The sequence below is a fragment of the Corynebacterium incognita genome, from assembly GCF_014217255.1.
Lineage (GTDB): Bacteria > Actinomycetota > Actinomycetes > Mycobacteriales > Mycobacteriaceae > Corynebacterium > Corynebacterium incognitum.
The window spans coordinates 1,267,232-1,290,473 of record NZ_CP059404.1 but is presented as its reverse complement, the minus strand read 5'-3'; the positions used below and the strand labels follow the sequence as shown (position 1 = coordinate 1,290,473).

Below are 23,242 nucleotides of genomic sequence, written 5' to 3'. Positions count from 1 at the left end.
CTCTTAGTTCTCCTTTTCAAGTCGGTGGGAGCCGGCAGGCGTGGTGTAGGCGAAGGCAACCTCGCGGGGTGCGCGATCGTCGGCCTCAACGTAGGGGACCACCACGAACTCGGAATCCAGGCGGTCCGGGGTGACATCAACGCGGATATAACCGCGGCGCTTATCCATGTCCTTGACGTAGTCGTGCGCGAGCCAATCGTCACTCGTGCTGCCAGCCTGGCCGTCGCCGTCGGAGGCTATCGACGTCGCAATGAGCTCGACGCCGAGCGAGGACTCCGGATCGCTCGTGTCATCCCACAACTCCGCGGCGCAGTGCTGATGGATGTCACCGGTGAGCACCACCGGGTTGCTGATCTCGCGGAAGAGGTCAAGGAGGCGGCGTCGAGAAGCCGGGAAGCCGTCCCACATGTCAATCTTGTCGTCGGCGATAGGCGCGACCACGACACTGTTGGTGAGCACATTCCACGTGGCCGGCGACGTCTGGAACCGCTCGGTCATCCAAGCTTCCTGCTCCTCGCCGAGGATGTTGCGATCAGCAGTCTGGGTCTCATCATCCGGAACCGCGGAACGGTATTGGCGGGTATCAACGTTCACGAAGCGCAGGAGGTTGCCCACGTCAAAGGAGTTGTAGATCTGCGAGTTCGGCCCCTCCGGGAAAGCCTCAGGCGCGACTGGGGTGTTTTCATAGAACGCGCGGTAGGCGGCGGCACGCTGATAGGCAAAGTGTTCCGCGGTGGTGCCCTTCTCCGACCACAGACCGGCGTGATTGTTTTCCACCTCGTGGTCATCCCAGATCACGATGAAAGGGTGCGCGGCGTGCGCGGCCTGGAGGTGCTTATCGGACTTAAACAAGGAATACCGCAAGCGGTACTGCTCGAGGGTCTGCACTACGTGCTGGAATTGCTCGGGCACCTGTGCACCGTGGCGCCACAGGTTGTCGCCTTCCAGGATGGCGTACTCGTAGATGTAGTCGCCGACGAAGAACACGAGATCCAGGTCTTCTTCCTCCACCATGTGCTTCCACGCGGTGTAGTGGCCGTGGTACCAGGCCTGGCACGAGGCCACCGTGAAGGTGAAGTTGTCCACGTCCTTGCCCGGCGCGGGCAGGGTGCGGAAATGACCGACGGGGCTCGTAGACCCTTGCGCGTGGAAGCGATAAATATAGTCAGTGCGGGGTTCCAGCCCGGTGACTTGCGGGTGCACCGAGTGTGCGAGGTCAGGCTGCGCCATGGCTTCGCCGTGGGCGACGGGGTGAGCAAAGTCCTTGTCCTCCGCACTGGCTACTTCCCACTTCACCCGGACGTCCTTGAGGGGCATTCCGGCGTGGCCGTCCTCCGCCAGGGGCTCCGGGGCGAGGCGGGTCCACAAAATCATGGAATCCGAGCGCGGGGTGCCGGATGCGACGCCGAGCCCGAACAAATCCTTGCCCCACGTGCGCGAGGAGCTACTCGACGCCGTGGACGATCCCTGCCCGTGCGCGGGCGCAGCGATTCCCGCCGCGATGGTGGCGGTGCTAAGGCCGGCAAGCTTCAACAAACTCCGGCGACTGAGGTGGTGATCAGACAAGGTTGTGGGTCCTTTCTTCGTACCTGTGAGTGCGGAACGCAAGAACAATAACACCGCGGTTATGATTCTGCAGCGCGAAGAATAATCCCACTAAATGAGACGCTTAATTGACGTTTTCCCAGTTGTATGGGCCAAAATTCTTTTTCGTTCAACGCGCAAGTAATTTGTTGGCCGCCACCACCATCACCACAGTCCATCACCCCACCGCATCATGAAGATCTTCCCACTGAGCTATTTGAATCGACAAATGAGATCCCAGGAAGCCGACACCCGCCGTCGCCTAGCACACATAATCTTCGTGTTATACGGTCTGGCTATCCCGCTATCGCGATGCTGCCTATCAGCCAGTGGGGTACCCCAACCAGAGTCCGACCTACCAGGAGATTTCAATGTTTGCTCACTTCAAGCGCACAATCACCGCCGGCGTACTCGTTGCCGCTACTGCAGCCGGCGGATTTGCCCCCGCCCCCGACACCACCCCAACCCCACAGTTCGGTGCTGCCACCGCAAGCGCCGCCACCGCGCATAAGTTCCAGTACATCAACCAGGACCAGGACCAGGGCACCGAATGGATTGACTGCGGGCCCGCGACCATCTTGATGGCACTGCTGCAAAACGGTGGTAACCTCCCCGACAGCTACACCGCCGAGAGCCAAGCCCAGGCCATGACCGACATCCGCGGCAACCTCTCCGGCTACCTCCAGACCCCGGACATGATCAACATCCTCAATGCCCGCGGTGTCTCCGGCACCCAGTACCTGGGCGCCAATGCCACCAACGCCATCCAGGACATCAAGGACGGCAAGAGCGCCATCATCCTCACCACAACCGGCGTCATCGCAAACGAGAAGGCGCGCCCCGGTTTCGGCCACTACGTCTACATCTCGGGCTACAACTCCGAGACCCAGACGTTTACCGTCAACGATCCGCTCAAGGTCGAGGAAGCTTCTTACCAGGCCACCGAGCAGCAGCTGACCAACATCATCACCCAGTCCGCTGAGGGCAACACCCCGTGGGTCTACACCATGTAGCACCGCCCCTCGACATTGAGCTCTGCTCGAGACAACCTTCGACTAGAGAGCAGCCGCACGGGCATTAGTGCCCGCAACCTCGCCAACGGGTTCGTTGCGCTCGTTGCAGCACATGCTTGCCGACGCCCACTACATCGTCGCCGAAGCACAACCGTACGGCGCGCCGGGCATCGCGTAGCGCTCAAGCTGCATGAAGGCAGGCAAATACCCGGATACCGGATGGTAGCCCGCGGCGGTGATCCACGCGGCGGCGTCGTTAAGCGCGCTGGCATCGATGACCTCGCACGTCACCTGGGCGCCGGGAAAGCTCGACGCGACGCTCGCGTGCACCAACCGCTCGAGCTCGCCGCTGCTCTCCCCCGCCACCGCCACCATGATGCGGTGTTCGCCATCCACATCCCGCTCGTGCCGCACGCCGACCCATGACGCACGCGTCTCGCGCACCACTGCACGCACCGCCGCTAAAGCGAGTGCTCGATCCGTCACAGCGAGCTGCCGAGCGCCCAGCGCCCGCGGCCACAGGGCGGGCAACCCTTCCGAGCGCGGGATCGGCTCTGAGACCACCTGCACGGGAAAATCCACCGATGCGCCGACTCCCAAAGCATCGAGGACGTCGCACACGTCGTGCGCCACGGCACCCGCCGGCGCCTGCGGTGACACCTCGATGGCCATTAGTGGCTGGTCTATCGAATCACCCACCCGTGTCACGTTATTGGCCCGCACCGCGTGCACAGCACCAGCGGCCGCCTGCCCCCAGGTAGCCAGCGATTCCCACAACACCTCCTTGGTGGCGTGCGCACCAAGCCCGTGCGGATCCGCCGCCATGCTGTCTTGTTGCATTTCAGCGACAACCGCAGCGGAGTCGAGATAGCCACCCACATGAATCCTCTGATCAACGATGCTCTCCCCCGGAACAAACGCGCGCGCCTGAACACTGTCGCTGTGGGGATCGCGGTGCAGGATCACGTTGTGCTCCTCGCCCACCCACGGCGCCGGCAGCATATCCGCACTCAGCGGGATCCGGTACAGCGAAATCGCAATACCCTCCGCGTCCGGTTCATGCACTGTGGCAGGAAACTCCGTGTGGAGGCTCAGTTCTGGGAATGCTCCGTGGCAATCAACCTCGCTTCCGAACGTATTCGCAAACACCTGCGCCCGTTCAATGAGGTGCTCCACGACGTCGCGGCTAAACAGCGGCTCCCCGGCAAGCGCATGCAGCGTCATCGGCGATGACGAACTCGTCACGCTATATGCGAGGCGCCCACAGCCTAAGACTCCCGCGGCTCGGACGAATTCCCTCGTGCGCTCGCGGACTACAGCTTCCGTGAAATACTCGCGCACGGCCAGCGCAAGCAGCCCCAGCGGCTCTGCCCTGTTCCAGGACGGGATGTGCTCCGCTAACCTAGCGCCTGCTTCCGTGCTGCCATAACGGCGTGCGAGCTCCAGCGACGCCTCCGGGCTGTAGTCTTGCGCGCCCACACGAGCGACGTCGACAACCGCGAAGGTCCCGTCACAATCCTCCGGCGTCGTGATGTTTAACTGCTGGTGGTAGACGTAGTCCAGCGCACCTTCATCGCGAGGCGCGCCGCCAAGCAACCATTGAATGTGCATGTGTTCGCGCTCGATGCCGGTCAATACTTGAGCGTTTCCCCCAGTGGACTGAATGACGATTCGCCCCGGCACCGGCCCCGGCGCCACCACCACCGAACGCCGCGGAATCTCTGCTCCGCACGTCCACGCGGCAATTCCCATCCAGCGCACATAGTCAATAGGGTTCATGATTAAAACCCTACTTCTTGGACACATAACCCACTTTTACATTGCGAGCGCAACTCGTGCTCTCAGACGCCGATTTCTTCCAGCTTGCGCTCGCTACGTAAATTTTCCGCCAGCGCACCCACGTCCCAAGGGGTAAGTAAAAACGAAAAAGCCCCGCCGCAGCGGAGCAATGTTGTGTGATGTTCACGATGGCTGCTCAACACGGATTTTCAAGAAGCCTCTCCCGACCTGTGGATACGAAATCTCCCGAGAATTAATTCCGCCCACACCTTCACCCTTATTGGAACAAATACGGCCCTAGAATCACCACCTCACCGGTCGGCGAGAGCGCATAGCACAAAGGAAGGACATGAAAAATGCCCACCTAGCAAAGGCCAGGTGAGCATTAGAACATACGTTTAAGACTATGTCCCAGGCTTTAAGTCCGCGGCGGGACTTTGGCAAGGTCACGGCCGGTGTCCTCACGAACCATGCGGAGTCGTGCCATTGATTCTTGGCTTGCGGTTTTCCGCTCGAATGACTCTTGGATTGAAAGGTTAGTCGAGGCCACCCACAGGGCGAGCGAGATGTAGAGCATCGGCTCACGCCGAACACCGCGCTTAAAACTCGGGATAGCCTTTATGGTCGGGCCAAGTTGGTCCGGCATTATCGACTAATGGCAGTGGGATGCACTCGGTGCCTCTGTGGGTGGCGCATATCCAGAAGAACTCGCAAAAGCACTCGGACTGTTCCTACTGTTGGTCACATTCCGTGAACTGCACCGCCCATGGCACGGATTCCTCGGCAGCGCCGTAGTTGGCCTCGGCTTCGAAACCGCAGAATACATCTTCTACGGCTTCATGGGTGCTCTTACAGACCCAGTCTCCGACTAGGGCAGACTTTGGAACACCAGGCTCCTGCGTATTGCCGCCGGAACATGCCTCCTCGTAGTATTCACCGGTATCGCTGGCTGGGTACTTGGCTGGGCGCTCTTTGCTGCCGGATGGTCCCGGCCCAAACGAATCGGCTATGCCGGAGGCTTCCTTGGGCTTGCATTTGCTGGACACTTTACATGGAACCTCATGCTCGATACACAGGCATGGTGGGCCTACGTCCCCCTAGCCTCATCAGCCGCTATCGTTTACCCAACATTTTTTGTCCTTGCCCGCCGAGCGCATCAACTTGCCATGACAGATGGTACTCACACAGCTTATGTGCTCAAGCTGCAAAACGATCCAACTTTCCTCCCTGTCCACAAGCAGGAGAACCACAGCCCTGAACTACTGCGCTCCGGTTTCACTCACCGCACTGGCAACCCCCATTGATGTTCAGAATATTCCAGCGCGATCCTTAACCAAGTCACCTGGACAACTTCACCGTATAGGCAATCAACGGCATCACGGCATAGACCAACGGAATGAAGGCCACGAAAAGCAGACCGAACTCAACCCACTCATTCCAATCCACAATGGATGTCAGCACGCCAACAATAACGAAAACCCCGACCGGGACGACAGCATAGCGCGCAAAAAAATTGCGCAAAGCAACCAACTCGTCGCGCTGCGACTCAACCGTGGTATGAACAGGCGGAGTACCCGGCGCAGCTTTGAAGACATGCATATTCCCATGAGAAAGCACAGGGGTCCACCCCGCCTTGTCGAACAGTTCAAAGTATCCGGAGTCTGGTTCAGACTCATAGGCCACATCAAATACTGCCTGCTCAGGTTCTGCATCTTCAAAGCTCCAGCCATGCCCCAGCGCACCAAGACCAACCAACCGTTTTCCTCGAGCAGCCATGCGCGAAAATGTCTCGAGCTCCCTGTCCTGGCTAAAAGCCATCCCGCCACTCAGCTTTACCGTTTTCATACTTCCTCCAAAATTTGATCAGCCATCGCCAGAAGTTGACGCCGACGTTCAATATTGCGCCCTAAAATCTTTTGCCCAGTCTCAGAGAGTTGATACACGCGCCGATTCTGGTCGTTTTCCAACTCTGTAATGAATCCAGCCTCGGACAACTTCTTCAAGGTGCTATACAGCGATGCAGGTCCCAATGAAATTGCCCCATGGCTTTGTTCTTCAAGGAATTGCATCACGGCATAACCATGTCGAGGCCGCACGAGCGCCAACAAAACATGCACTGCAGTATCAGCCAACTCTCCACTTCTAAACCCGGAACTTCGTGCCAACAACACCACCCCGCCAACAAGGATCATTAAATGATATATCCATGATTGATATAGAATCACAAAGTTGCCCTCGCCGCAACATCACACGCAAACCCTCCGGTAGAGGCAGGTGGGTCCACTCCGATTAACATGTGGACAGCCGCTCGCCGTATTGCTCGGACTCAAGAGCCTGCCACAAGCCCGAACTAAGCTGCTCTTCCTATCCCTCGACAACACACGGCCAGCGTTAAAAGTACACCCGCCCCAACCCCGACCTAGCGAGCAAGCTTTAGTCCAACTGAAGCTCTTAGCAAGAATGCACCGAGGGCGAAGCGAAGAACGACAACGCAAAATGCTGGAATGGGGCTCAATGCTAAAACACAACTGCCTAACGACCCACTACAGATCGCCAGGCAGTGCAATTTTGGACTAGATCAACTCGCCAAAGTTACCGATCTAGAACCAGAAGACCTCAACGCCGCCGATAACGAAAACGGACGCCCAGCCCTCTATGACAAGGCTATCGGATGCGAATACCAACACAACATCGACATCAGAAAAGGCCCCCTCTGATAAAAGAAGTGTATCTACCGACGACACGCCGAGAGACACACTTTTGCTACTTAACCCGCAATCCTCGCCCCTCAGTAACCGGGAAACAAAAGAAACGGGTTAAACGACAGAAAGTGTGTCTGGATTCGGTGATTTGTAGTGGTTGACCTCTAGGTTTCAGAGAAGTATATGCTCCGGGAGCATATATCTGGCTCCGGGACGGTAAATCCACGGTGTGGCAGCAGTGATGTGCTACATGCGGCGTGGTGTGGTGTCACAATGTCAAAGAACCAACCACGCTGCCACTGCGGCGGTGAGATGAAACGCAACGACACCACCAGCAAAGGAACTACCAGGTGGCGATGCAAACACTGCGGCGCGTCGCGTGTGAAGCGCCGGATCGACATCACCAATTCCACGGGTTTTACCGCCTTCATTGACCACCTGACCACTGGCGCCAGCCTCGATACCATTGCCAGCCGTGTGGGATGCTCGCCGCGCACACTGCAACGCCGCTTCGAACCCTTCTGGCTCGTTGACGTACCCGATCCAACCATCGGACACATCGGGCGGGTCTACGACCAGGTGTTTCTAGACGGCACATATACCGCCGGCGGCTGTTTGATCATTGCCGCCACTATCGACCATGTCATCGCCTGGCACTGGTGCAAACACGAAACCACGCGCGACTACCAACGACTTCTCGAGCGCATCGAAGCCCCACTTATCGCCGTTATCGATGGCGGCCAGGGAGCGTTTAGCGCGATCAAAAAGTGCTGGCCCACCACGAAAATCCAGCGTTGCCTCGTGCACGCCCAACGCGTGGTACGCCGCTACACCACCTCACGTCCCCGCACTGATGCTGGGCGCACCATCTACCGACTGGCGCTGAAACTGACCCGGATCACCACCCTGGACCAAGCAGCAGCATGGGGTGCGCAACTGCACGAATTCTCCACGATCTACCGTTCCTGGATGGACGAGAAAACCACGGTCAAAGACCCTAAAACAGGTACATGGACCCGCACGTGGACACATCACAACGTGCGCAAGGCCTACAACAGCCTCAACCACCTCTGGCGCTCCGACCTGCTGTTTGTCTACCTCACCCCACCAGAAGGTGTGCTGGAGAAAAACCGGATTAAATCCACCACCAACAGCCTTGAAGGCGGCATCAACTCCCAGATCAAACTACTTGCCAGAACACACCGCGGAAGATCAGGCGAACGACAACGCCGGATGCTGGATTGGTGGCTCTACTTAAAAACCGAACTGCCCGACGATCCAGCACGAATCGCCAGGCAGTCCAACTGGGGCCAGGACCAACTCGCCAAAGTTTCCACCCTGACCCAACACGAGAACCAAGCCGACCACGAAACAGGACGACCAGCCCTCTACGACAACGCTATCGACACCGACTACACCCACTCAATCGGCATCCAGAAAGGCCAAATCTAACCCCCACGCGACACGCCGAGCCAGACACACTTTCTGTCGTTTAAGCCAAAGAAACCGGAGGTAGCATACCCTTTCGAGTTTGTTACTTCCGGTGGTGCAGTTTGTTCAACTGCTCGTTGTGCCCGGGGCGGGACTTGAACCCGCACGTCCTATAAGGACACTGGCACCTGAAGCCAGCGCGTCTGCCAATTCCGCCACCCGGGCTGGGTGTGAAACGAACCCAGGGGGTCCGTGGCAACTCGTTAAAGATAGCGCGAATCGCTTAAAAACACCAAATCGCCAGCTAAAACAGCGTCTTGCCAGGCAACAAATCGGTTGCAATCCGGGGAACCTGCCGGGCGCTGGCTACGTTATAAGGGTAGTGGCCACCTATAATGGACAAGGTTTAACCACAACGCTTCCACATCCCTACAAGAATCGAGGTCCGGCAATGTCAGTGATGGCACGCTTCGCCAAGCTCGACTCCGCCATGCAGCGCGGCCTCGATAACGCCATGGCCTACGTCTTTGGCGGCAAGGTGGTGCCGGAAGAGATCGAGGAACTGCTCAAGCAAGAAATCCAGGACAACCTCGCCGCGGACGAAGAAGGGCTCGTCTTTGTCCCCAACGTCTTCGCGGTCGGAGTGTCCTCCAAGGACCTGGAGAACTTGTCGCAGGACCAAGATTTGCCGTTTAATTTCGCCGATACGTTAGGGCGCTTCATCCGTAACCACGGGTGGGCGCTTGAGGGCCCCGTCGTCGTCCGCATCGCGGAGGAGTCGGGACTGCGTACCGGTCAGCTGCGAGTCAACTCATACGCCGATCCGGAGCCCGAGGATGACACGGGTTTCGAGGCCATCGTGCACGACCCAGAAGACGACGCAGCGCCGGTACAGTCCACGGAACAGGAGAATACCCACATGAATCAGCCATACAACGATGCAGACGCCGCCACCACTGCGTTTGTCCAGCAGAAGCCGGAAGATAAAGCCAGCGTGATGGATCAGGGGGCGTCGGCAAGCGAGGATGCGCGCGGCCCTGTGGTGTCGTTACTCCTGCAAGACGGCTCGTCGCGCACCTACCTGGTGCAGGAGGGCTCTAATATTATTGGCCGCTCCAACGACGCTAACTTCCGCCTGCCAGATACCGGAGTATCGCGCGAACACGCGGAAATTATGTGGAACGGGCACGATGCGGTGCTCGTAGACTTGGAATCCACCAACGGCACCACGGTCAACGAGACGCCGGTGGACAATTGGTTGCTTGCCGACGGCGACGTGATCACCGTCGGTCATTCCAACATCGAGGTCCGCATCAACCAGCCCGAGGGCTAGGAAGGACACCATGGACTCTGTCCTGATGCTTGTGTTGCGCATCGCCCTGCTCGTGGCGCTGTGGCTCTTCATCCTGTTCGCGCTCAACGCCATGCGCAAGGACACGAACAAGGCCGCGGGTACGCAGGCCGCCACCAAGAAGGCCCCGCTGCGCAAAGAAACGCCCAAAACCATCGCGATTGTGGAGGGCCCGCTCAAGGGCTCGCACATGCCATTGGGCGCGTTAGAAGAAATCGTCGTCGGCCGCGCCAATGACTGTGACTTCGTGCTGGGCGACGACTTCGCGTCCTCCCGGCACGCCCGCCTGTTTCGCCGCGGATCCGAATGGTTCGTCGAGGACCTCGAATCCCGTAACGGCACATTTGTCGGTGGAACCCGCATCGATCAGGCCGAGCGCATCACGGCGAACACAGACATTAAGTTCGGCCGTTCCATCGTGAGGCTGGTGCCATGACCGCGCTGCAGCTGAACTTCACCGCCGCGTCCGATACCGGGCTCGTGCGCTCCAATAACGAGGACGCCGCCTACGCCGGCCCGCACCTGCTGGTGCTTGCCGACGGCATGGGCGGCCACGCCGCGGGTGAAGTGGCGTCCCAGATGATGGTGTCCCACCTCGAGCACCTGGACCGGGACCCCGAGGACAATGACATGCTCGCGCTCGTGGGCTCGGCCGCAGACGATGCGAATGCCTCCATCGCTGAGCACGTGAAGACCCACCCGGAAACCGAGGGCATGGGCACCACGTGCATCGCCATGATGTTTGACGGCACGCAGTTCGGTGTGTGCCACGTGGGCGATTCGCGCGGCTACCGGCTGCGCGGCGGCACGCTCGAGCAGTTCACCATCGACGACACCTACGTGCAAAAGCTCGTCGACGAGGGCCAGCTGGACCCGGACGAGGTGTCCTCGCACCCACAAAAATCAATCATCCTCAAGGCCTATGCGGGCCACCCAGTGGATCCGACCCTCTTTCTGCTGGACGCCCAGCCGGGCGATCGCATCCTGCTGTGCTCGGACGGCCTGTCCGATCCGGTGACGGCGTCGACCATCGAAACAACCTTGGCCGAGGGCACGCCCGACACCGCGGCGCGCAAGCTCGTGGAGCTGGCGCTGCGCTCCGGCGGGCCGGACAACGTGACCGTGGTGGTCGCGGACGTCGTCGAGGCGCACAACAACCCGCGCCCCACCACCGCCCCGGTGATGGCGGGCGCGCTCAACGTCAACAAGGACCATCTGGAATCCTCTCGCCCGGACACCGCGGCCAGCCGCGCCGCCGCCCTGCAGAACCGCCCGCAGGTCATCGAGCCCAAGGTCGACGAGGTCGACGACGACGAGGAGCCCAAAAGATTCCGCTGGGTCCCTCTCGTCCTCGCCATCGTCGTTCTCGCCGCACTGACCGGCGGCGGGCTGTGGGCCAAAAACTACCTGGCCAATAACTACTACGTGTCCGTAGAGGCCGAGGATTCCCTGGTCATCCGCCAGGGCGCGGACTTCTCCATCTTCGGCAAGGACCTCAACAAGGTCTACCAAGACTCGTGCCTGACCAAGGAGGGCTCGGTCCAGCTGGTGGAGCCGGAGGCGGACTGCACGTCGTTTACGCTGCAGGACCTACAGCCATCCGTTCGCGAAAGCGCCAAGTCGCTGCCCTCGGGCAGCTACGACGAGATCCAGGCGCAGCTCACGCGCCTCGCCGAGAACGCCCTTCCGGTGTGCGTGAGCGGAGATGACAAGGACAAGAAGAAAGGCGACCTGAAGTCGCCGGGAGTGGATTGTAGGGAGGCAGAGTGAAGAATTTCCGATTCCGCCCGGTAGAATTCGGCTTCCTCCTGCTGGCTACCGCCATCTTCTCCATCATGCTGGTGAGCCTGGAGATGTCCCAGGACAACGCGATCACCGCCGAGATGCTCGGGCTCATTGGCGGCTATATTGGCGTCTTTACCGTCGCCCATCTGGCGCTGAGTGTATTCGCGCCCTATGCCGACCAGATCATCTTGCCCGTCGTCGCCCTGCTCAACGGCATCGGCATCGTCATGCTGGCGCGCATCGACGTCGAGACCGACTGGGGCATGGCGCCCCGCCAGGTGATGTGGACCGTCGTCGGCGTCGTACTCTTCGTCCTGGTCCTGGCGTTCCTCCGCGATCACAAGTCGCTGACCAAGTACTCCTACCTCCTCGGCGCGGTGGGCTTGGTGCTGCTGGCGCTCCCGCTGGTCTGGCCACAGCCACCGGACGCGGAGGCCCGCATCTGGATCTGGCTCGGGCCTTTCAGCGTCCAGCCGGGCGAGTTCTCCAAGATCCTCCTCCTGCTGTTCTTCGCCATGCTGCTTGTGCAGAAGCGCTCCCTGTTCACCGTGGCGGGCTATCGTTTCCTCGGTATCAGCCTGCCGCGCCTGCGCGACCTCGCGCCCATCCTGGTGGTGTGGGGCATCGCGATCGTCGTCATGGCGATCTCCAACGACTTCGGCCCGGCGCTACTGCTGTTTTCTACCGTGCTGGGCATGATGTACATGGCCACCGGCCGCACCTCCTGGCTCATCATTGGCATGATCCTGGTCTTCATCGGCGGCTCGGGCATCTACATGATCTCGTCGAAGATCCAGGCGCGCTTCTCCAACTTCCTGGACCCGCTGGGTAACTATGACAATGGCGGCTACCAGCTCTCCCAGGCGCTGTTCGGCATGAGCTGGGGCGGCGTCTCCGGTACCGGCCTGGGCCACGGCTACCCGCACGTGGTCCCCGTGGCGCACTCGGACTTCATCCTGTCCGCCATCGGCGAGGAGCTGGGCCTTATCGGCCTGGCCGCCGTGCTGGTGCTGTTCGCCATCATCGTCTCCCGCGGCTTCACCACCGCGCTCAAGGTGCGTGACTCCTACGGCAAGCTCGTGGCCGCGGGTCTGTCGCTGACCATTGCGATCCAGATCTTCGTGGTCACCGGCGGCATCTCGGCGCTGCTGCCCATGACCGGCCTGACCACGCCGTTCATGTCGGCGGGTGGCTCTTCGCTCATGGCCAACTACATCCTGATCGCCCTACTGCTGCGCATCTCCAATTCCGCGCGCCGACCACTGAAGGAGGAGGCACTCAATGAATAAGTCGATTCGCTTCACGGCCATCTTTGGCCTGCTGCTGACGCTCATCCTCCTGGTGAACCTGACGAATATCCACGCGTTCTCCGACGACAAATTCGCCAAGAACGAGCTGAACAAGCGCAACTATTTCGAGCTCCAGACCACCCCGCGCGGCCAGATCTCCGCCGGCGGGCAGGTACTCGCCCAGTCGATCGAAAACGCCGACGGCACCTTTACCCGCTCCTACCCCACGGACTCGCCCGCGTTCGGCCCCGTCACCGGCTACCTGTCCGAAATCTACGGCGCCGCCCAGCTGGAACATTCCCAAAACGATCTGCTTAACGGCACCGATCCTTCGCTGCTGACGTCCAACTGGTTGCAGAAGCTGTCCGGCAAGCCCAACGAGGGCGCGAACGTGGAAATCACCTTAGACCCGAACCTCCAGCAGTTCTCCTACGATCAGCTGGTCAACAACGGCTACCAGGGCGCAGCCGCCGCCATCCGCCCGTCTACCGGCGAGGTCCTCGCCCTCGCCTCCACGCCGGGCTATTCCTCTGGGCCGCTCGCGGACAACGCCACCGCCGAGAACGCGTGGCAGGAGATCACCAACGCCCCGGGCAACGCGCTGCTCAACCACGCCACCGCGGAAACCCTTCCCCCGGGCTCGATCTTCAAGATCGTCACCACCGCGGCCGGCATTGAAAACGGCGCCACCCCGGACACCACGTTCACCGGCGCCGCCGAGATCACGCTGCCGAACACCAACACCCAGCTCACCAACTACGACGCCCAGGTGTGCGGCGGCTCCCAGCAGGTCTCCCTGCGCACGGCATTCTCCCTGTCCTGCAACACTGCATTCGTAGAGATGGGCATCGCGGCTGGCAAGGACAAGCTTGTCGACGCCGCGAAGGGCTTCGGCATCAGCGAGCGCTACGACCTCGGCATCGACTCCGCCTCCGGCTCCCTGGGCGATCTGCCTGACGACGCCGCCTTGGGCCAGTCCGCCATCGGACAGCGCGACGTCACCATGTCCGCGCTCCAGGCCGCCGTCATGGCCGGAACTGTGGCGAACAACGGCACCCGCATGACCCCGTACCTCGTGTCCAAGGTGACCAACTCCGAGCTCAAGACGCTCAAGGAGACTAAGCCGAAGGTTGCGTCCAAGGAGATCGGCGAAGACACCGCCGCCACCCTGGCGTCGCTCATGCGATCCTCGGAGGAAAACACCGCCGGCTTCGACGGCAACGGCTTCTATTCCAAGACCGGCACGGCCGAGCACGGCGACGGCCTTCCCCCGCACACGTGGTACGTGGCCTATGATCCAAACAAAGACGTCGCGGTCGCCGTCGTCGTGAAAGACGGCGGCAGCTTGGGCCAGTCCGCCACCGGCGGCAAGGTCTCGGCACCGATTGGGCGCGCCATGCTACGACAGGCAACGGGAGGTAACTAATGGCTTCAACTGACAACAAGGCCTACCTCCAGAACCTGATCGGTGAGGACTATGAGCTGCAGTGGATCATCGGCCACGGCGGCATGTCCACGGTCTGGCTTGCCGACGATCACGCCAACAACCGCGAGGTCGCCATCAAGGTCCTGCGACCCGAGTTCAGCGATAACACCGAATTCTTGGGCCGCTTCCGCAACGAGGCCAAGTCCGCCGAGTCCATCGACTCCGACAACGTCGTGCGCACCTACGACTATCGCGAGCTCACCGATCCCTCCGGCCACACTTTCTGCTTCATGGCCATGGAGTATGTCCGGGGCGAATCGCTGGCAGATCTCCTGTCGCGCGAAGGCAAGCTGCCCGAGGCCCTCGCCCTCGACGTCCTCGAGCAGGCCGCCCACGGCCTGTCGATCATCCACCGCATGGATCTAGTCCACCGCGACATCAAGCCGGGCAACCTGCTCATCACGCAGAACGGTCAGGTTAAAATCACTGACTTCGGCATCGCCAAAGCCGCCGCCGCCGTCCCCCTCACCCGCACCGGCATGGTCGTGGGCACGGCCCAGTACGTATCCCCGGAACAGGCGCAGGGCCATGACGTCACCGCGGCGTCCGACGTCTACTCCCTCGGCGTCGTCGGTTACGAGATGCTCGCCGGCGAGCGTCCGTTCACCGGCGACAGCTCCATCTCCGTAGCGCTTGCACACATCAACCAGGCGCCAGAGGCCCTGGCGACCACGATCTCAGCCCCTACCCGCGAGTTGATCGGCATCACGCTGCGTAAGGATCCCACCACCCGCTTCGCCGACGGCAACGAGCTCACCCACGCCGTCGCCGCCGTCCGCGACGGGCAGCGCCCGCCGCAGCCCAAGTCCGCAGCACTAGCCACCCGCGCCCCGGAGCCCTCGCCCAACGAGGCCACGGAGATGCTGGGAAAGACCACCCAGCCCACAACCACCAAGCCCGCGTCGCCCGCCAAGAGCTTCGGTAACGGCGTCCTTATCGCGCTGCTGCTTGCTGGCCTGGCAGGCGGCGGCATCTGGCTGTTCGCCAAGAACTCCGACGAGCCCGCGCCCGCCGAACCGAGCATTATCACCGAGGTCATCACCGAGACTGAGACCGCGTCCTCCGGGCCCACCACCAAGCGCAAGGAACCCACGAGCGTCGAGAAGCAAGAGCCTACTGAACCCGCGAAGACCACCGTGACCAGCGTCGAAGAGACACCAGAAGAGGAAACGTCGGAGAAGCCTAAGAAGAAGACCACCACCCCGAAGCCTTCGCCGACCAAGGAAAAGACCACCACGCCCGACACCCCCACGCCCACGCCGGACACCCCCACTCAAGAAGCACCCGAAACCCCCACGCCCGTCGAGGAGGAAGTCACGGTGCCCGAATCTGAGGCCGCCATCGACATCCCCACGGACTTAGAGTACTACTACCCCGAGTTGGGAGGGGTCTAAATGACGACCCTGGCTGGACGCTACGAACTCGCCGAGGTCATCGGCAACGGCGGCATGTCCGAGGTCTTCGCCGCGCAGGACACCCTGCTCGGCCGCACCGTCGCCGTGAAGATGCTGCGCCAGGAAATGGCGCGGGACGTCAGCTTCCGCGAACGCTTCCGCAAGGAGGCCCAGAACTCCGGGCGCCTGAACCACCCCAACATCGTGGCCGTGTACGACACCGGCGAAGACACCATCGACGGCATCGCCATCCCGTACATCGTCATGGAGCGCGTTTTCGGCCGCACCTTGCGCGACATCGTCCGCGAGGACGGCCCACTCGCCCCCGACGCCGCCGCTGAACTGCTGGAACCGGTGTGCCAGGCCCTGCAGTCCTCGCACGAGGCAGGTATCATCCACCGCGACATCAAGCCGGCAAACATCATGATCACCAACACCGGCCAGGTGAAGGTCATGGACTTCGGCATCGCCCGCGCGCTCGATGACTCCACCTCCGCAATGACGCAGACCTCCGCAGTCATTGGTACCGCACAGTACCTCTCCCCGGAGCAGGCCCGCGGCAACGCCGCCGATGCTCGCTCCGACGTCTATGCCTTGGGCTGCGTGCTCTACGAGGCGGTCACCGGCCGCACCCCCTTCCAGGGCGAGACCCCGTTTGCCGTCGCCTACCAGCACGTCCAGGAGGAGCCGACCCCGCCGTCGCACCATATCTCCGCGCCGCTGAGCAATACCGAAAAGATCAACATCGACGCCGTCGTGCTCACTGCCATGGCCAAGCATCCGGCCGATCGCTACCAGGCCGCGTTCGAAATGGGCGACGATCTCAAGCGCCTCGCCTCCGGCAACATCACCAATGCCGCCGCCGTTCACGTCGACGAAACGCCGCCGCCACCACCACAAAAGCAAGAAGACCAAGCCTCCTCCGGCACCACCACGCTGGCGGTGCTCCTCTCTCTCGCGCTGTTGGGAACCGTCGGCTACTTCGCGTGGGACTTCTTCCAGAACGACGGGACCGCAACCAGCGCCTCTAACTCCGCGCCGGATTCCCCTGACGCCAAAACCAAGCAGACTTCCAACATGGTGGAGATCCCCGACGTCAAGGACCGCGAAAAGGACGAGGTCATCGCCGATCTTCGCAAGCTTGGGCTTAAGGTAACCACAAAAGAAAGCCCGAGCCCCTCCATCGAGGAGGGCCGCGCGATCTCCATCTCCCCCGCCGCTGGGTCGAAGGTGCAGAAGGATTCTTCGGTCACCGTCACCATCTCTACCGGTGAAGAAACCACCGAGGTTCCGGATCTCAGCGGTATGAATACCCAGGAGGCCTCGGAGGCACTTCGCGAGGTGGGGCTCAAGCTCAACCAGAACGTCTCCCGCACGTATTCCGACTCAGCACCACGGGGCACCGTCATCAAACAATCCCCCGAGGCTGGGGAGGAATCTGCCAAGGGTTCCCAGGTCACCATCACTATCTCGCGCGGGGAGGAAAAAGTCACCGTCCCCTCGGTCTCCGGTATGGGTTGGACCGACGCCAAGCAGGCGCTCGAAGAGGCCGGCCTCGAGGCCACCAAGGTGGCCACCGATTCCACCAAGCCTGAGGACCAAGTCCTCAGCGCTTCTCAGGAAGGGTCGGAGGTTCCGAAGGGCACCGAAATCACCGTTGAGGTTTCCAACAACATGCTCATGCAGATGCCCGATCTCGTCCGCTCCACCACGGAATCTGCGGAAAGCAAGCTCAAGGCCGAGGGGTGGTCAGGCTCCCTCCAGTCCGGCAAACCCGTGGGCACGGGCGCGCTTATCGACGAAGGCCTCATCGCCGTCACCAGTCCCGATTCCGGTGAAACGATCCGCAAGGACGCGGACATCACCGTGCGCTACTGGAAGTTCGACCTCGATAAGTTGGTTCCCTAACAGCTGATGAGAGCTGCTAAAGTGATGACATCATTGCGACACAATCGATTAAGTTAAGAGGACACCATGCCAAAGGCACAAATTAACGAATCCTCCTCTTCCCCCATCTCCGGCGGAAGCAGTAGTAACCGGACCCCAGTCAAGATCAACGCCGAGGGCACCCCGAAGTGGTACCTCGTGGTGATGTTCGCTCTCATGTTGCTGGGCCTGTTGTACCTTGTGGTCAACTACCTTGCTGGCGAACAGATTTCGTTCATGCAGGAGCTCGGCCCCTGGAACTACGGCATCGGCTTCGGGTTGTTCATCATCGGCCTACTGATGACGATGGGCTGGAAGTAGCCACCACGCCCCACATCCCCTTGTGAGTTTTCACAAGGGGATTTTTACATGCTGGGAGAAAAGTTATCCACAGGGTGTGGAAACTTCTGTGAAATCACGCGTTGTCCACAGACACTGAATGAACCGCTCCACCATTCCACAAGACCCGAAAAACGTTCTATAGATACTGTTTTACCTGGAAAGACATCCGTTCTTTCAAACACTCATCCGGGAAACTACACAGATGTAGTTATCCACACTGTGGATAACTTTTGTGGATAACTAGGGCCCTTTAGGCCCGTGGATAACACGCCGAGGTTTTCCCCAAACCGCAGGCCAACAGAACAATCCCCCATAGCAAACCTCCGAGGTGTCCCCAGAGCGACACGCCGTCACCCACGAAGGTGTACACCAGATTCGCCCCCAATAACGCCAACGGCGCCCGCGGCTCCCCGTGCACGCGCAACAGCAGCACCATCAACGCGAATAGCGCCCCCGACGCCCCCACCGTCGGCGACGAGTCCATCACCGCCACCACCCCGGCAGAGCCCACTAACCCCACCAGGTAGGCCACCGCAAACCTCAGGTGACCGAGGCGGCGCTCCAGGAAAGGCCCGATGAGCGCCAACATGATCATGTTGACCGAGAGGTGCGACAAGTTAAGATGCACGAACCCGCTCGTCAGCAGAGTCCACCAGTGAAAATGTCCACCCCACACCTGGAGGTGCTGCACCGTCCACGATCGATGGACGTCGCCAAGCACAGTGCCGGCCTGGAAGGCCGACACCCCAAAAATTACAACGCAGGAGAAAATAATCCCCGCGCACACAAAAAAATCCCGCACCCGAAGGTGCGGGAGATTACTACGCAATGTCGATGGACTCGATCACTACGTCCTTATGCGGGCGGTCCATGCGGTCCGTGTCCACCGTGGCGATCTTGTCCACAACCTTCTTGGACTCCTCGTCGGTGACCTCACCAAAGATGGTGTGCGCATTGTTCAGGTGCGGGGTCGGAGCCACAGTGATGAAGAACTGGGAACCGTTGGTGCCCGGACCCGCGTTAGCCATGGCCAGCAGGTAAGGGCGATCGAACTGCAGCTCCGGGTGGAACTCGTCCGCGAACTGGTAGCCCGGGCCACCACGGCCGGTGCCAGTCGGGTCACCGCCCTGAATCATGAAGCCCTCGATGATGCGGTGGAAGATCGCGCCATCGTAGAACGGGCCGGTCTGCTCACCCTTAGCGTTCTGGGTGGAGTACTCCTTCTCGCCCTTCGCCAGGCCGACGAAGTTCTCCACAGTCACGGGCGCGTGGTTGCCGAACAGGTCAATGACAATGTCACCCAAGTTGGTGTGCATCGTTGCAGTTGCAGTCTTAATGCTCATGTCCCCGAGTATACAAAACCTCGTCGCGCGCGAGCACCAGGTTGCGCAGCGCGGCCTCGGTTTCCGCGTAACCGCGCGTCTTCAACCCGCAGTCCGGGTTGATCCACAGGCGCTCTTCATCCACGGACCTTAAGGCCGCATTGATGAGTTCCACCAGCTCCGCCACGCCGGGAACCCGTGGTGAATGAATATCGTAGATACCCGGGCCGATGTCAGAAACGAAGGTGTCATTGAGGTCTTCCAACAGCTCCATCCGGGATCGTGCCGCCTCAATCGACGTCACATCCGCGTCCAGCGCTGCCACCGCGTCGATGATCTCTCCGAACTCCGAATAGCACAGGTGCGTGTGGATTTGCGTGGTCGGTCGTGCCTGGGCGTGCACCGACCGAAACGCGTTCAAGGCCCATTCGAGGTAGGCAGCTCTCTCGTTCTTTCGCAGCGGCAGCAGCTCCCGCAGCGCCGGTTCGTCGACCTGAATGATCTGGATGCCCGCGTCCTCCAAGTCCTTGACCTCCTCCGCGAGCGCCGCTCCGATCTGCTCGGCCGATACCGCCAACGGCACGTCCGCGCGCGGAAAACTCCAGGCAAGAATAGTCACCGGGCCCGTCAGCATGCCTTTGACGTGCTTGTCCGTCAGCGACTGCGCGTACTGGGCCCACTTGACTGTCATCGGCGCCGGCCGCGAGACATCCCCCACCACGATGGGCGGCCGCGTGCACCGAGATCCATACGACTGCACCCAACCGTTTTGCGTCACGACGAACCCGTCCAATTGCTCCGCGAAGTACTGCACCATGTCGTTGCGCTCCGCCTCGCCGTGCACCAAGACGTCCAACCCGAGGCGCTCCTGCAACGTGATGACTCCAGCGATTTCTTCTCGCAGCCGCTGCTCGTACTGGGCGTCATCCAACTCGCCATTTCTATGCGCCGCCCGCGCCGCCCTAATCTCGCCGGTTTGGGGGAAAGAACCAATGGTCGTCGTGGGAAGTAACGGCAGATCAAGCTCCTTCTGGGCTTCCTTGCGTTCCGGAAAAGCCGGAGTCCGCGCCGACGCGATCCGCACCTCCACGTCCTTCTTTTTCACCGCCACCCGGTCCGCCTGCGCGTAGGCCTCCGGCGCCTCTAACGGCCCCTTCTGCAACGCCACCAGCTCCGCGATCTTCTCGTCGGCAAAGGCCAGCTTGTTCACCACGTCCGCGGGAATGTCCTCACCTTCCACCGAATGCGGTACGTGCAGTAGGCTCACCGTCGTGCTGACCGAGGCATTGCCCAATCCTTCCAGCACCTCTCGGCGCGCCCGCAGGTCCGCGGCCCACACATTGCGTCCATCGATGAGTCCGGCGACCAGACGCGTCTTATCGGTCCAGATTTCCTTGACCCGCGCGGCCTCACCGGCGTCCGTGAGATCAACACCAATCGCACCGACGCCTGCCTCGAGCAGAGCCTCCAGGCCAGCCCCGGCTTTTCCGTACGGCAACGACACAAATAGTCGAGAAGCATCCAATTCCCCGTACGCCTTCCGCGTCGCCGCCACAAGCTCCTCTTCACTCACATGCGCGAAGTCGGCGACCAGTGCAGGTTCTGCGAACTGGAACCATTCGGCATCGACCGCATTCAGGATCTCCCGGTACGCCGCCACGACGTCGTCAAGCCTGCTCAGCGGGTCCTCACCCTTCGACAGCGCCAACAGCGTCACGGGCCCCACGAGGTACGGCCGCACTTTCACATCCGTCTCGTTGAGGATCTTTTGCACCCGCTCCGGGCGCGGCACAATCTCACCGCCCACCTCCGGGACGATGTAGTGATAGTTGGTATCAAACCACTTTGTCATCTCCAAGGGTGCGCGCTCGTCATTCCCTCGGGCAAGGACAAATTCCTCCTCCAACGAATCCGCTGTGTGAATACCCACCGTCAGCGCCGTTTCCAAAACATGGTCGTAGAGCGCGACGTCGGCCGGGATGGCGCAGTCCTCGTCCAAGCCCAAGTCCACGAGACGTCGATAAGTATCCTGACGCAAAGCCCGCACCGCCGCGCCGAATTCCTCCTCCGACACCTCGCCCTTCCAGTACTTCTCCAGCGCTCGCTTCAACTCGCGATTGCGCCCGATGCGCGGATAACCCTCAATTGTGACCTGTGGAAAACCCATTTTTCTTCCTTTCTAGATGTCTACCCGCTGCAGCACGTCCTGGACGACCTGCGGATTGTTAAATGTGTAAAGGTGAATGCCAGTGACCCCGGAGCGGACCAGCCTGCGCACCAGCTGCGCTGTCAGCTCCAGGCCGACGTCGTACTCGCGCGCGGTGCCTTCCACGGCCTCCATTCGCTTTCCGACGTCCCGTGGAACCGCCAGGCCCGTCAACTCACTCATTCGCTGGAGCCGGCGAAGACTTGTTATCGGCATGACCCCGGGCACCAGCGGAATACGAATGCCAAAAAGATCCGCGCGGGCACGGAACCGTAGGAAGTCCTCGGCCTCAAAGAAGAGTTGGCTCAGCGCGAGGTCGGCCCCCAGCCGCTGTTTGGCCAGCAGGACCTCGAAGTCCTCTGACGGGGTCTTTGATTCCTCGTGGCCATTGGGGTAACACGCCACCGCAACCGCAAGCCTGCCCGCCGCCAGCCGCGACACCTGCTCGCCCTCCACCTGCCTAATCAGCCGTACTAACGCGTCCGCATGCTGTAAGTACCCCGGCTGCGGCACCAAGTCTCCCCGCAGCGCCAAGAAGCCGCGGACACCAGCATCGATAAGCCGCTCAGTCCAATGCCGGAGTTCCGCCTCGGAACCCGCCGAACAGGCAAGGTGCGCGAGCGGCCGCATGGACGACGACGCCGAAATCTCACTGATGAAGTTGGCCGTTCCCTCCAACCAACCGGAACGCCGCGACGAGGTCACCGCCACGTAGTCAGGGCCGTATGACTCCAATACCGACAACAGCTCGTCCGGGTGGTCTTGTCGCGGCGGCATGACTTCAAACGACAGTCCGACGCGTTGCTGTTGTGGCGCGGGCTGTGGCAACTCGTCCAAAGGTGCCGAAGCGCTTATCCGTGGGGCCATGGTTCCTCCAATCAACCTGCGGAGAACCATACCAAGCGGTCTAGTTTTGTCCAGGGCTGTGAGCGCGAGAAATGCTGTGTGCTGCGAAATCTTCACGAATAAAATAGACCGAGCAGTTCATGATTCGTGCTTCACGCCTTGGCCGTTTTCACTAGGCTGGAGGCACCCGACACTAAGGAGTAACCGACAATGAATCCGACAACGCTCAAGGCAACGTACAATGTCGCGGCTTCCCTCTGGAACCGCTTCAACGAATACCGCGCGGAGAAGGCACAGGAGGCTTACTCCGCCCTGGCAGGAGCAGTTGAAACAGTCGACGACGATATGTTCCCAGCCACCCGTCGCGAGGCAGGCGCACTCACCCGCGCCGCCCACGCCCGCCTGGAAAAGCAGAAAGAAGAGCTGCCGCCAAAAAAGAAGAAGAATTACTGGCTCCCCGCACTTCTCATCGCCGCGGGTGCCGCTATCGGAGGCGCTTTCTACTTCTTCAAGAAGCGCGAAGAGCCCCTAGAGGAGCCGCCACGCACCGACGATTTCGAAGGCTCCACCCTCGTCTACACCTCCACCACTGAAGACGATCTCCTTGAGCGTCAGGCAGCATCCGATCCCGAGTACCCGGACATGGTCGAGGAACCCGTCACCGAACGCGACGAGGAACTTCTCGGTTCCATCGACGAACAGCTGGAGGCACACCGCAAGGGCCCGAAACACGCACTCGACGAGGATTAGGGACGATTAGGCTCCTGTAATACCATGGAGAAAAAC

At 60.9% G+C, this 23,242-nt stretch carries 19 protein-coding genes, 1 tRNA gene and 2 pseudogenes; 13 read left to right on the top strand and 9 right to left on the bottom strand.

Annotated features, from left to right (window positions below):
* Nucleotides 1-3: 3 nt before the first annotated feature.
* A complete protein-coding gene (locus tag H0194_RS05940) occupies nucleotides 4-1,566 on the bottom strand; it encodes an alkaline phosphatase D family protein (protein ID WP_185175043.1) in 1,563 nt (520 codons plus the stop codon).
* A 389-nt stretch (nucleotides 1,567-1,955) separates the two neighbouring features.
* Here H0194_RS05940 and H0194_RS05935 point away from each other — a divergent pair, with 389 nt between their 5' ends.
* Nucleotides 1,956-2,597 (top strand): C39 family peptidase, encoded by a 642-nt coding sequence (locus H0194_RS05935; RefSeq protein WP_185175042.1) that lies wholly within the window; start codon nucleotides 1,956-1,958, stop codon nucleotides 2,595-2,597.
* 129 nt (nucleotides 2,598-2,726) lie between these two features.
* Here the strand turns inward: H0194_RS05935 and H0194_RS05930 are convergent, their stop codons facing one another.
* Entirely contained in the window at nucleotides 2,727-4,376 is a 1,650-nt protein-coding gene (locus H0194_RS05930) for a hypothetical protein (RefSeq protein WP_246388806.1), read from the bottom strand.
* Nucleotides 4,377-5,059: 683 nt separating this feature from the next.
* On the opposite strand from H0194_RS05930, the pseudogene H0194_RS11175 reads away from it, so the two are divergent.
* Nucleotides 5,060-5,680: pseudogene (locus tag H0194_RS11175) on the top strand (PrsW family intramembrane metalloprotease).
* Nucleotides 5,681-5,714: 34 nt separating this feature from the next.
* Here the strand turns inward: H0194_RS11175 and H0194_RS05915 are convergent.
* Entirely contained in the window at nucleotides 5,715-6,221 is a 507-nt protein-coding gene (locus H0194_RS05915) for a DUF2812 domain-containing protein (RefSeq protein WP_185175040.1), read from the bottom strand.
* Entirely contained in the window at nucleotides 6,218-6,568 is a 351-nt protein-coding gene (locus H0194_RS05910; protein ID WP_246388803.1) for a PadR family transcriptional regulator, read from the bottom strand. Before H0194_RS05910 ends, H0194_RS05915 begins: the two co-directional genes overlap by 4 nt.
* Before the next feature lie 247 nt (nucleotides 6,569-6,815).
* Between H0194_RS05910 and H0194_RS05905 the strand changes: the two are divergent.
* Nucleotides 6,816-7,093: pseudogene (locus tag H0194_RS05905) on the top strand (IS1249 family transposase); the annotation flags it as partial.
* Between the two features lie 258 nt (nucleotides 7,094-7,351).
* Entirely contained in the window at nucleotides 7,352-8,530 is a 1,179-nt protein-coding gene (locus tag H0194_RS05900) for an IS256-like element IS3507 family transposase (protein ID WP_185175039.1), read from the top strand.
* 119 nt (nucleotides 8,531-8,649) lie between these two features.
* Here H0194_RS05900 and H0194_RS05895 read toward each other — a convergent pair.
* A tRNA-Leu gene (locus H0194_RS05895) sits at nucleotides 8,650-8,734 on the bottom strand.
* A 226-nt stretch (nucleotides 8,735-8,960) separates the two neighbouring features.
* On the opposite strand from H0194_RS05895, the gene H0194_RS05890 reads away from it, so the two are divergent.
* From H0194_RS05890 to crgA, 8 genes are all read left to right on the top strand, one after another.
* A complete protein-coding gene (locus tag H0194_RS05890; RefSeq protein WP_185175038.1) occupies nucleotides 8,961-9,842 on the top strand; it encodes an FHA domain-containing protein in 882 nt (293 codons plus the stop codon).
* 10 nt (nucleotides 9,843-9,852) lie between these two features.
* On the top strand, nucleotides 9,853-10,296 hold the full coding sequence (locus H0194_RS05885) for an FHA domain-containing protein FhaB/FipA (protein ID WP_185175037.1): 444 nt from the start codon (nucleotides 9,853-9,855) through the stop codon (nucleotides 10,294-10,296).
* Entirely contained in the window at nucleotides 10,293-11,630 is a 1,338-nt protein-coding gene (locus tag H0194_RS05880) for a protein phosphatase 2C domain-containing protein (RefSeq protein WP_185175036.1), read from the top strand. Before H0194_RS05885 ends, H0194_RS05880 begins: the two co-directional genes overlap by 4 nt.
* Entirely contained in the window at nucleotides 11,627-12,934 is a 1,308-nt protein-coding gene (locus tag H0194_RS05875; protein WP_246388801.1) for an FtsW/RodA/SpoVE family cell cycle protein, read from the top strand. The genes H0194_RS05880 and H0194_RS05875 overlap by 4 nt, the downstream gene beginning before the upstream one ends.
* Nucleotides 12,927-14,360 (top strand): penicillin-binding transpeptidase domain-containing protein, encoded by a 1,434-nt coding sequence (locus H0194_RS05870; protein WP_185175035.1) that lies wholly within the window; start codon nucleotides 12,927-12,929, stop codon nucleotides 14,358-14,360. Before H0194_RS05875 ends, H0194_RS05870 begins: the two co-directional genes overlap by 8 nt.
* The gene (locus H0194_RS05865) at nucleotides 14,360-15,814 is read left to right on the top strand and encodes a serine/threonine-protein kinase (RefSeq protein WP_185175034.1); all 1,455 of its coding nucleotides are present in this window, start codon (nucleotides 14,360-14,362) and stop codon (nucleotides 15,812-15,814) included. The genes H0194_RS05870 and H0194_RS05865 overlap by 1 nt, the downstream gene beginning before the upstream one ends.
* Nucleotides 15,815-17,722: a Stk1 family PASTA domain-containing Ser/Thr kinase gene (gene pknB / locus H0194_RS05860; protein ID WP_185175033.1), complete on the top strand. Its 1,908-nt coding sequence runs from the start codon at nucleotides 15,815-15,817 to the stop codon at nucleotides 17,720-17,722.
* A 66-nt stretch (nucleotides 17,723-17,788) separates the two neighbouring features.
* Complete coding sequence (crgA, locus tag H0194_RS05855) at nucleotides 17,789-18,061, top strand: cell division protein CrgA (protein WP_185175032.1); 273 nt, start codon at nucleotides 17,789-17,791, stop codon at nucleotides 18,059-18,061.
* Between the two features lie 271 nt (nucleotides 18,062-18,332).
* Here the strand turns inward: crgA and H0194_RS05850 are convergent, their stop codons facing one another.
* The 4 genes from H0194_RS05850 to H0194_RS05835 all read right to left on the bottom strand — a co-directional run bounded on the left by H0194_RS05850 (nucleotide 18,333) and on the right by H0194_RS05835 (nucleotide 22,477).
* Nucleotides 18,333-18,827, bottom strand: a complete 495-nt coding sequence (locus tag H0194_RS05850) for a rhomboid family intramembrane serine protease (RefSeq protein WP_185175031.1) — start codon at nucleotides 18,825-18,827, stop codon at nucleotides 18,333-18,335.
* A gap of 76 nt (nucleotides 18,828-18,903) precedes the next feature.
* Nucleotides 18,904-19,425, bottom strand: coding sequence for a peptidylprolyl isomerase (locus H0194_RS05845; protein ID WP_185175030.1), 522 nt, complete (start codon nucleotides 19,423-19,425; stop codon nucleotides 18,904-18,906).
* Nucleotides 19,415-21,571, bottom strand: a complete 2,157-nt coding sequence (metE, locus tag H0194_RS05840) for a 5-methyltetrahydropteroyltriglutamate--homocysteine S-methyltransferase (protein ID WP_185175029.1) — start codon at nucleotides 21,569-21,571, stop codon at nucleotides 19,415-19,417. Before metE ends, H0194_RS05845 begins: the two co-directional genes overlap by 11 nt.
* 12 nt (nucleotides 21,572-21,583) lie before the next feature.
* The gene (locus tag H0194_RS05835; protein ID WP_185175028.1) at nucleotides 21,584-22,477 is read right to left on the bottom strand and encodes a methylenetetrahydrofolate reductase; all 894 of its coding nucleotides are present in this window, start codon (nucleotides 22,475-22,477) and stop codon (nucleotides 21,584-21,586) included.
* Nucleotides 22,478-22,666: 189 nt separating this feature from the next.
* Here H0194_RS05835 and H0194_RS05830 point away from each other — a divergent pair, with 189 nt between their 5' ends.
* Nucleotides 22,667-23,206: a hypothetical protein gene (locus H0194_RS05830; protein ID WP_185175027.1), complete on the top strand. Its 540-nt coding sequence runs from the start codon at nucleotides 22,667-22,669 to the stop codon at nucleotides 23,204-23,206.
* Nucleotides 23,207-23,242 lie beyond the last annotated feature (36 nt).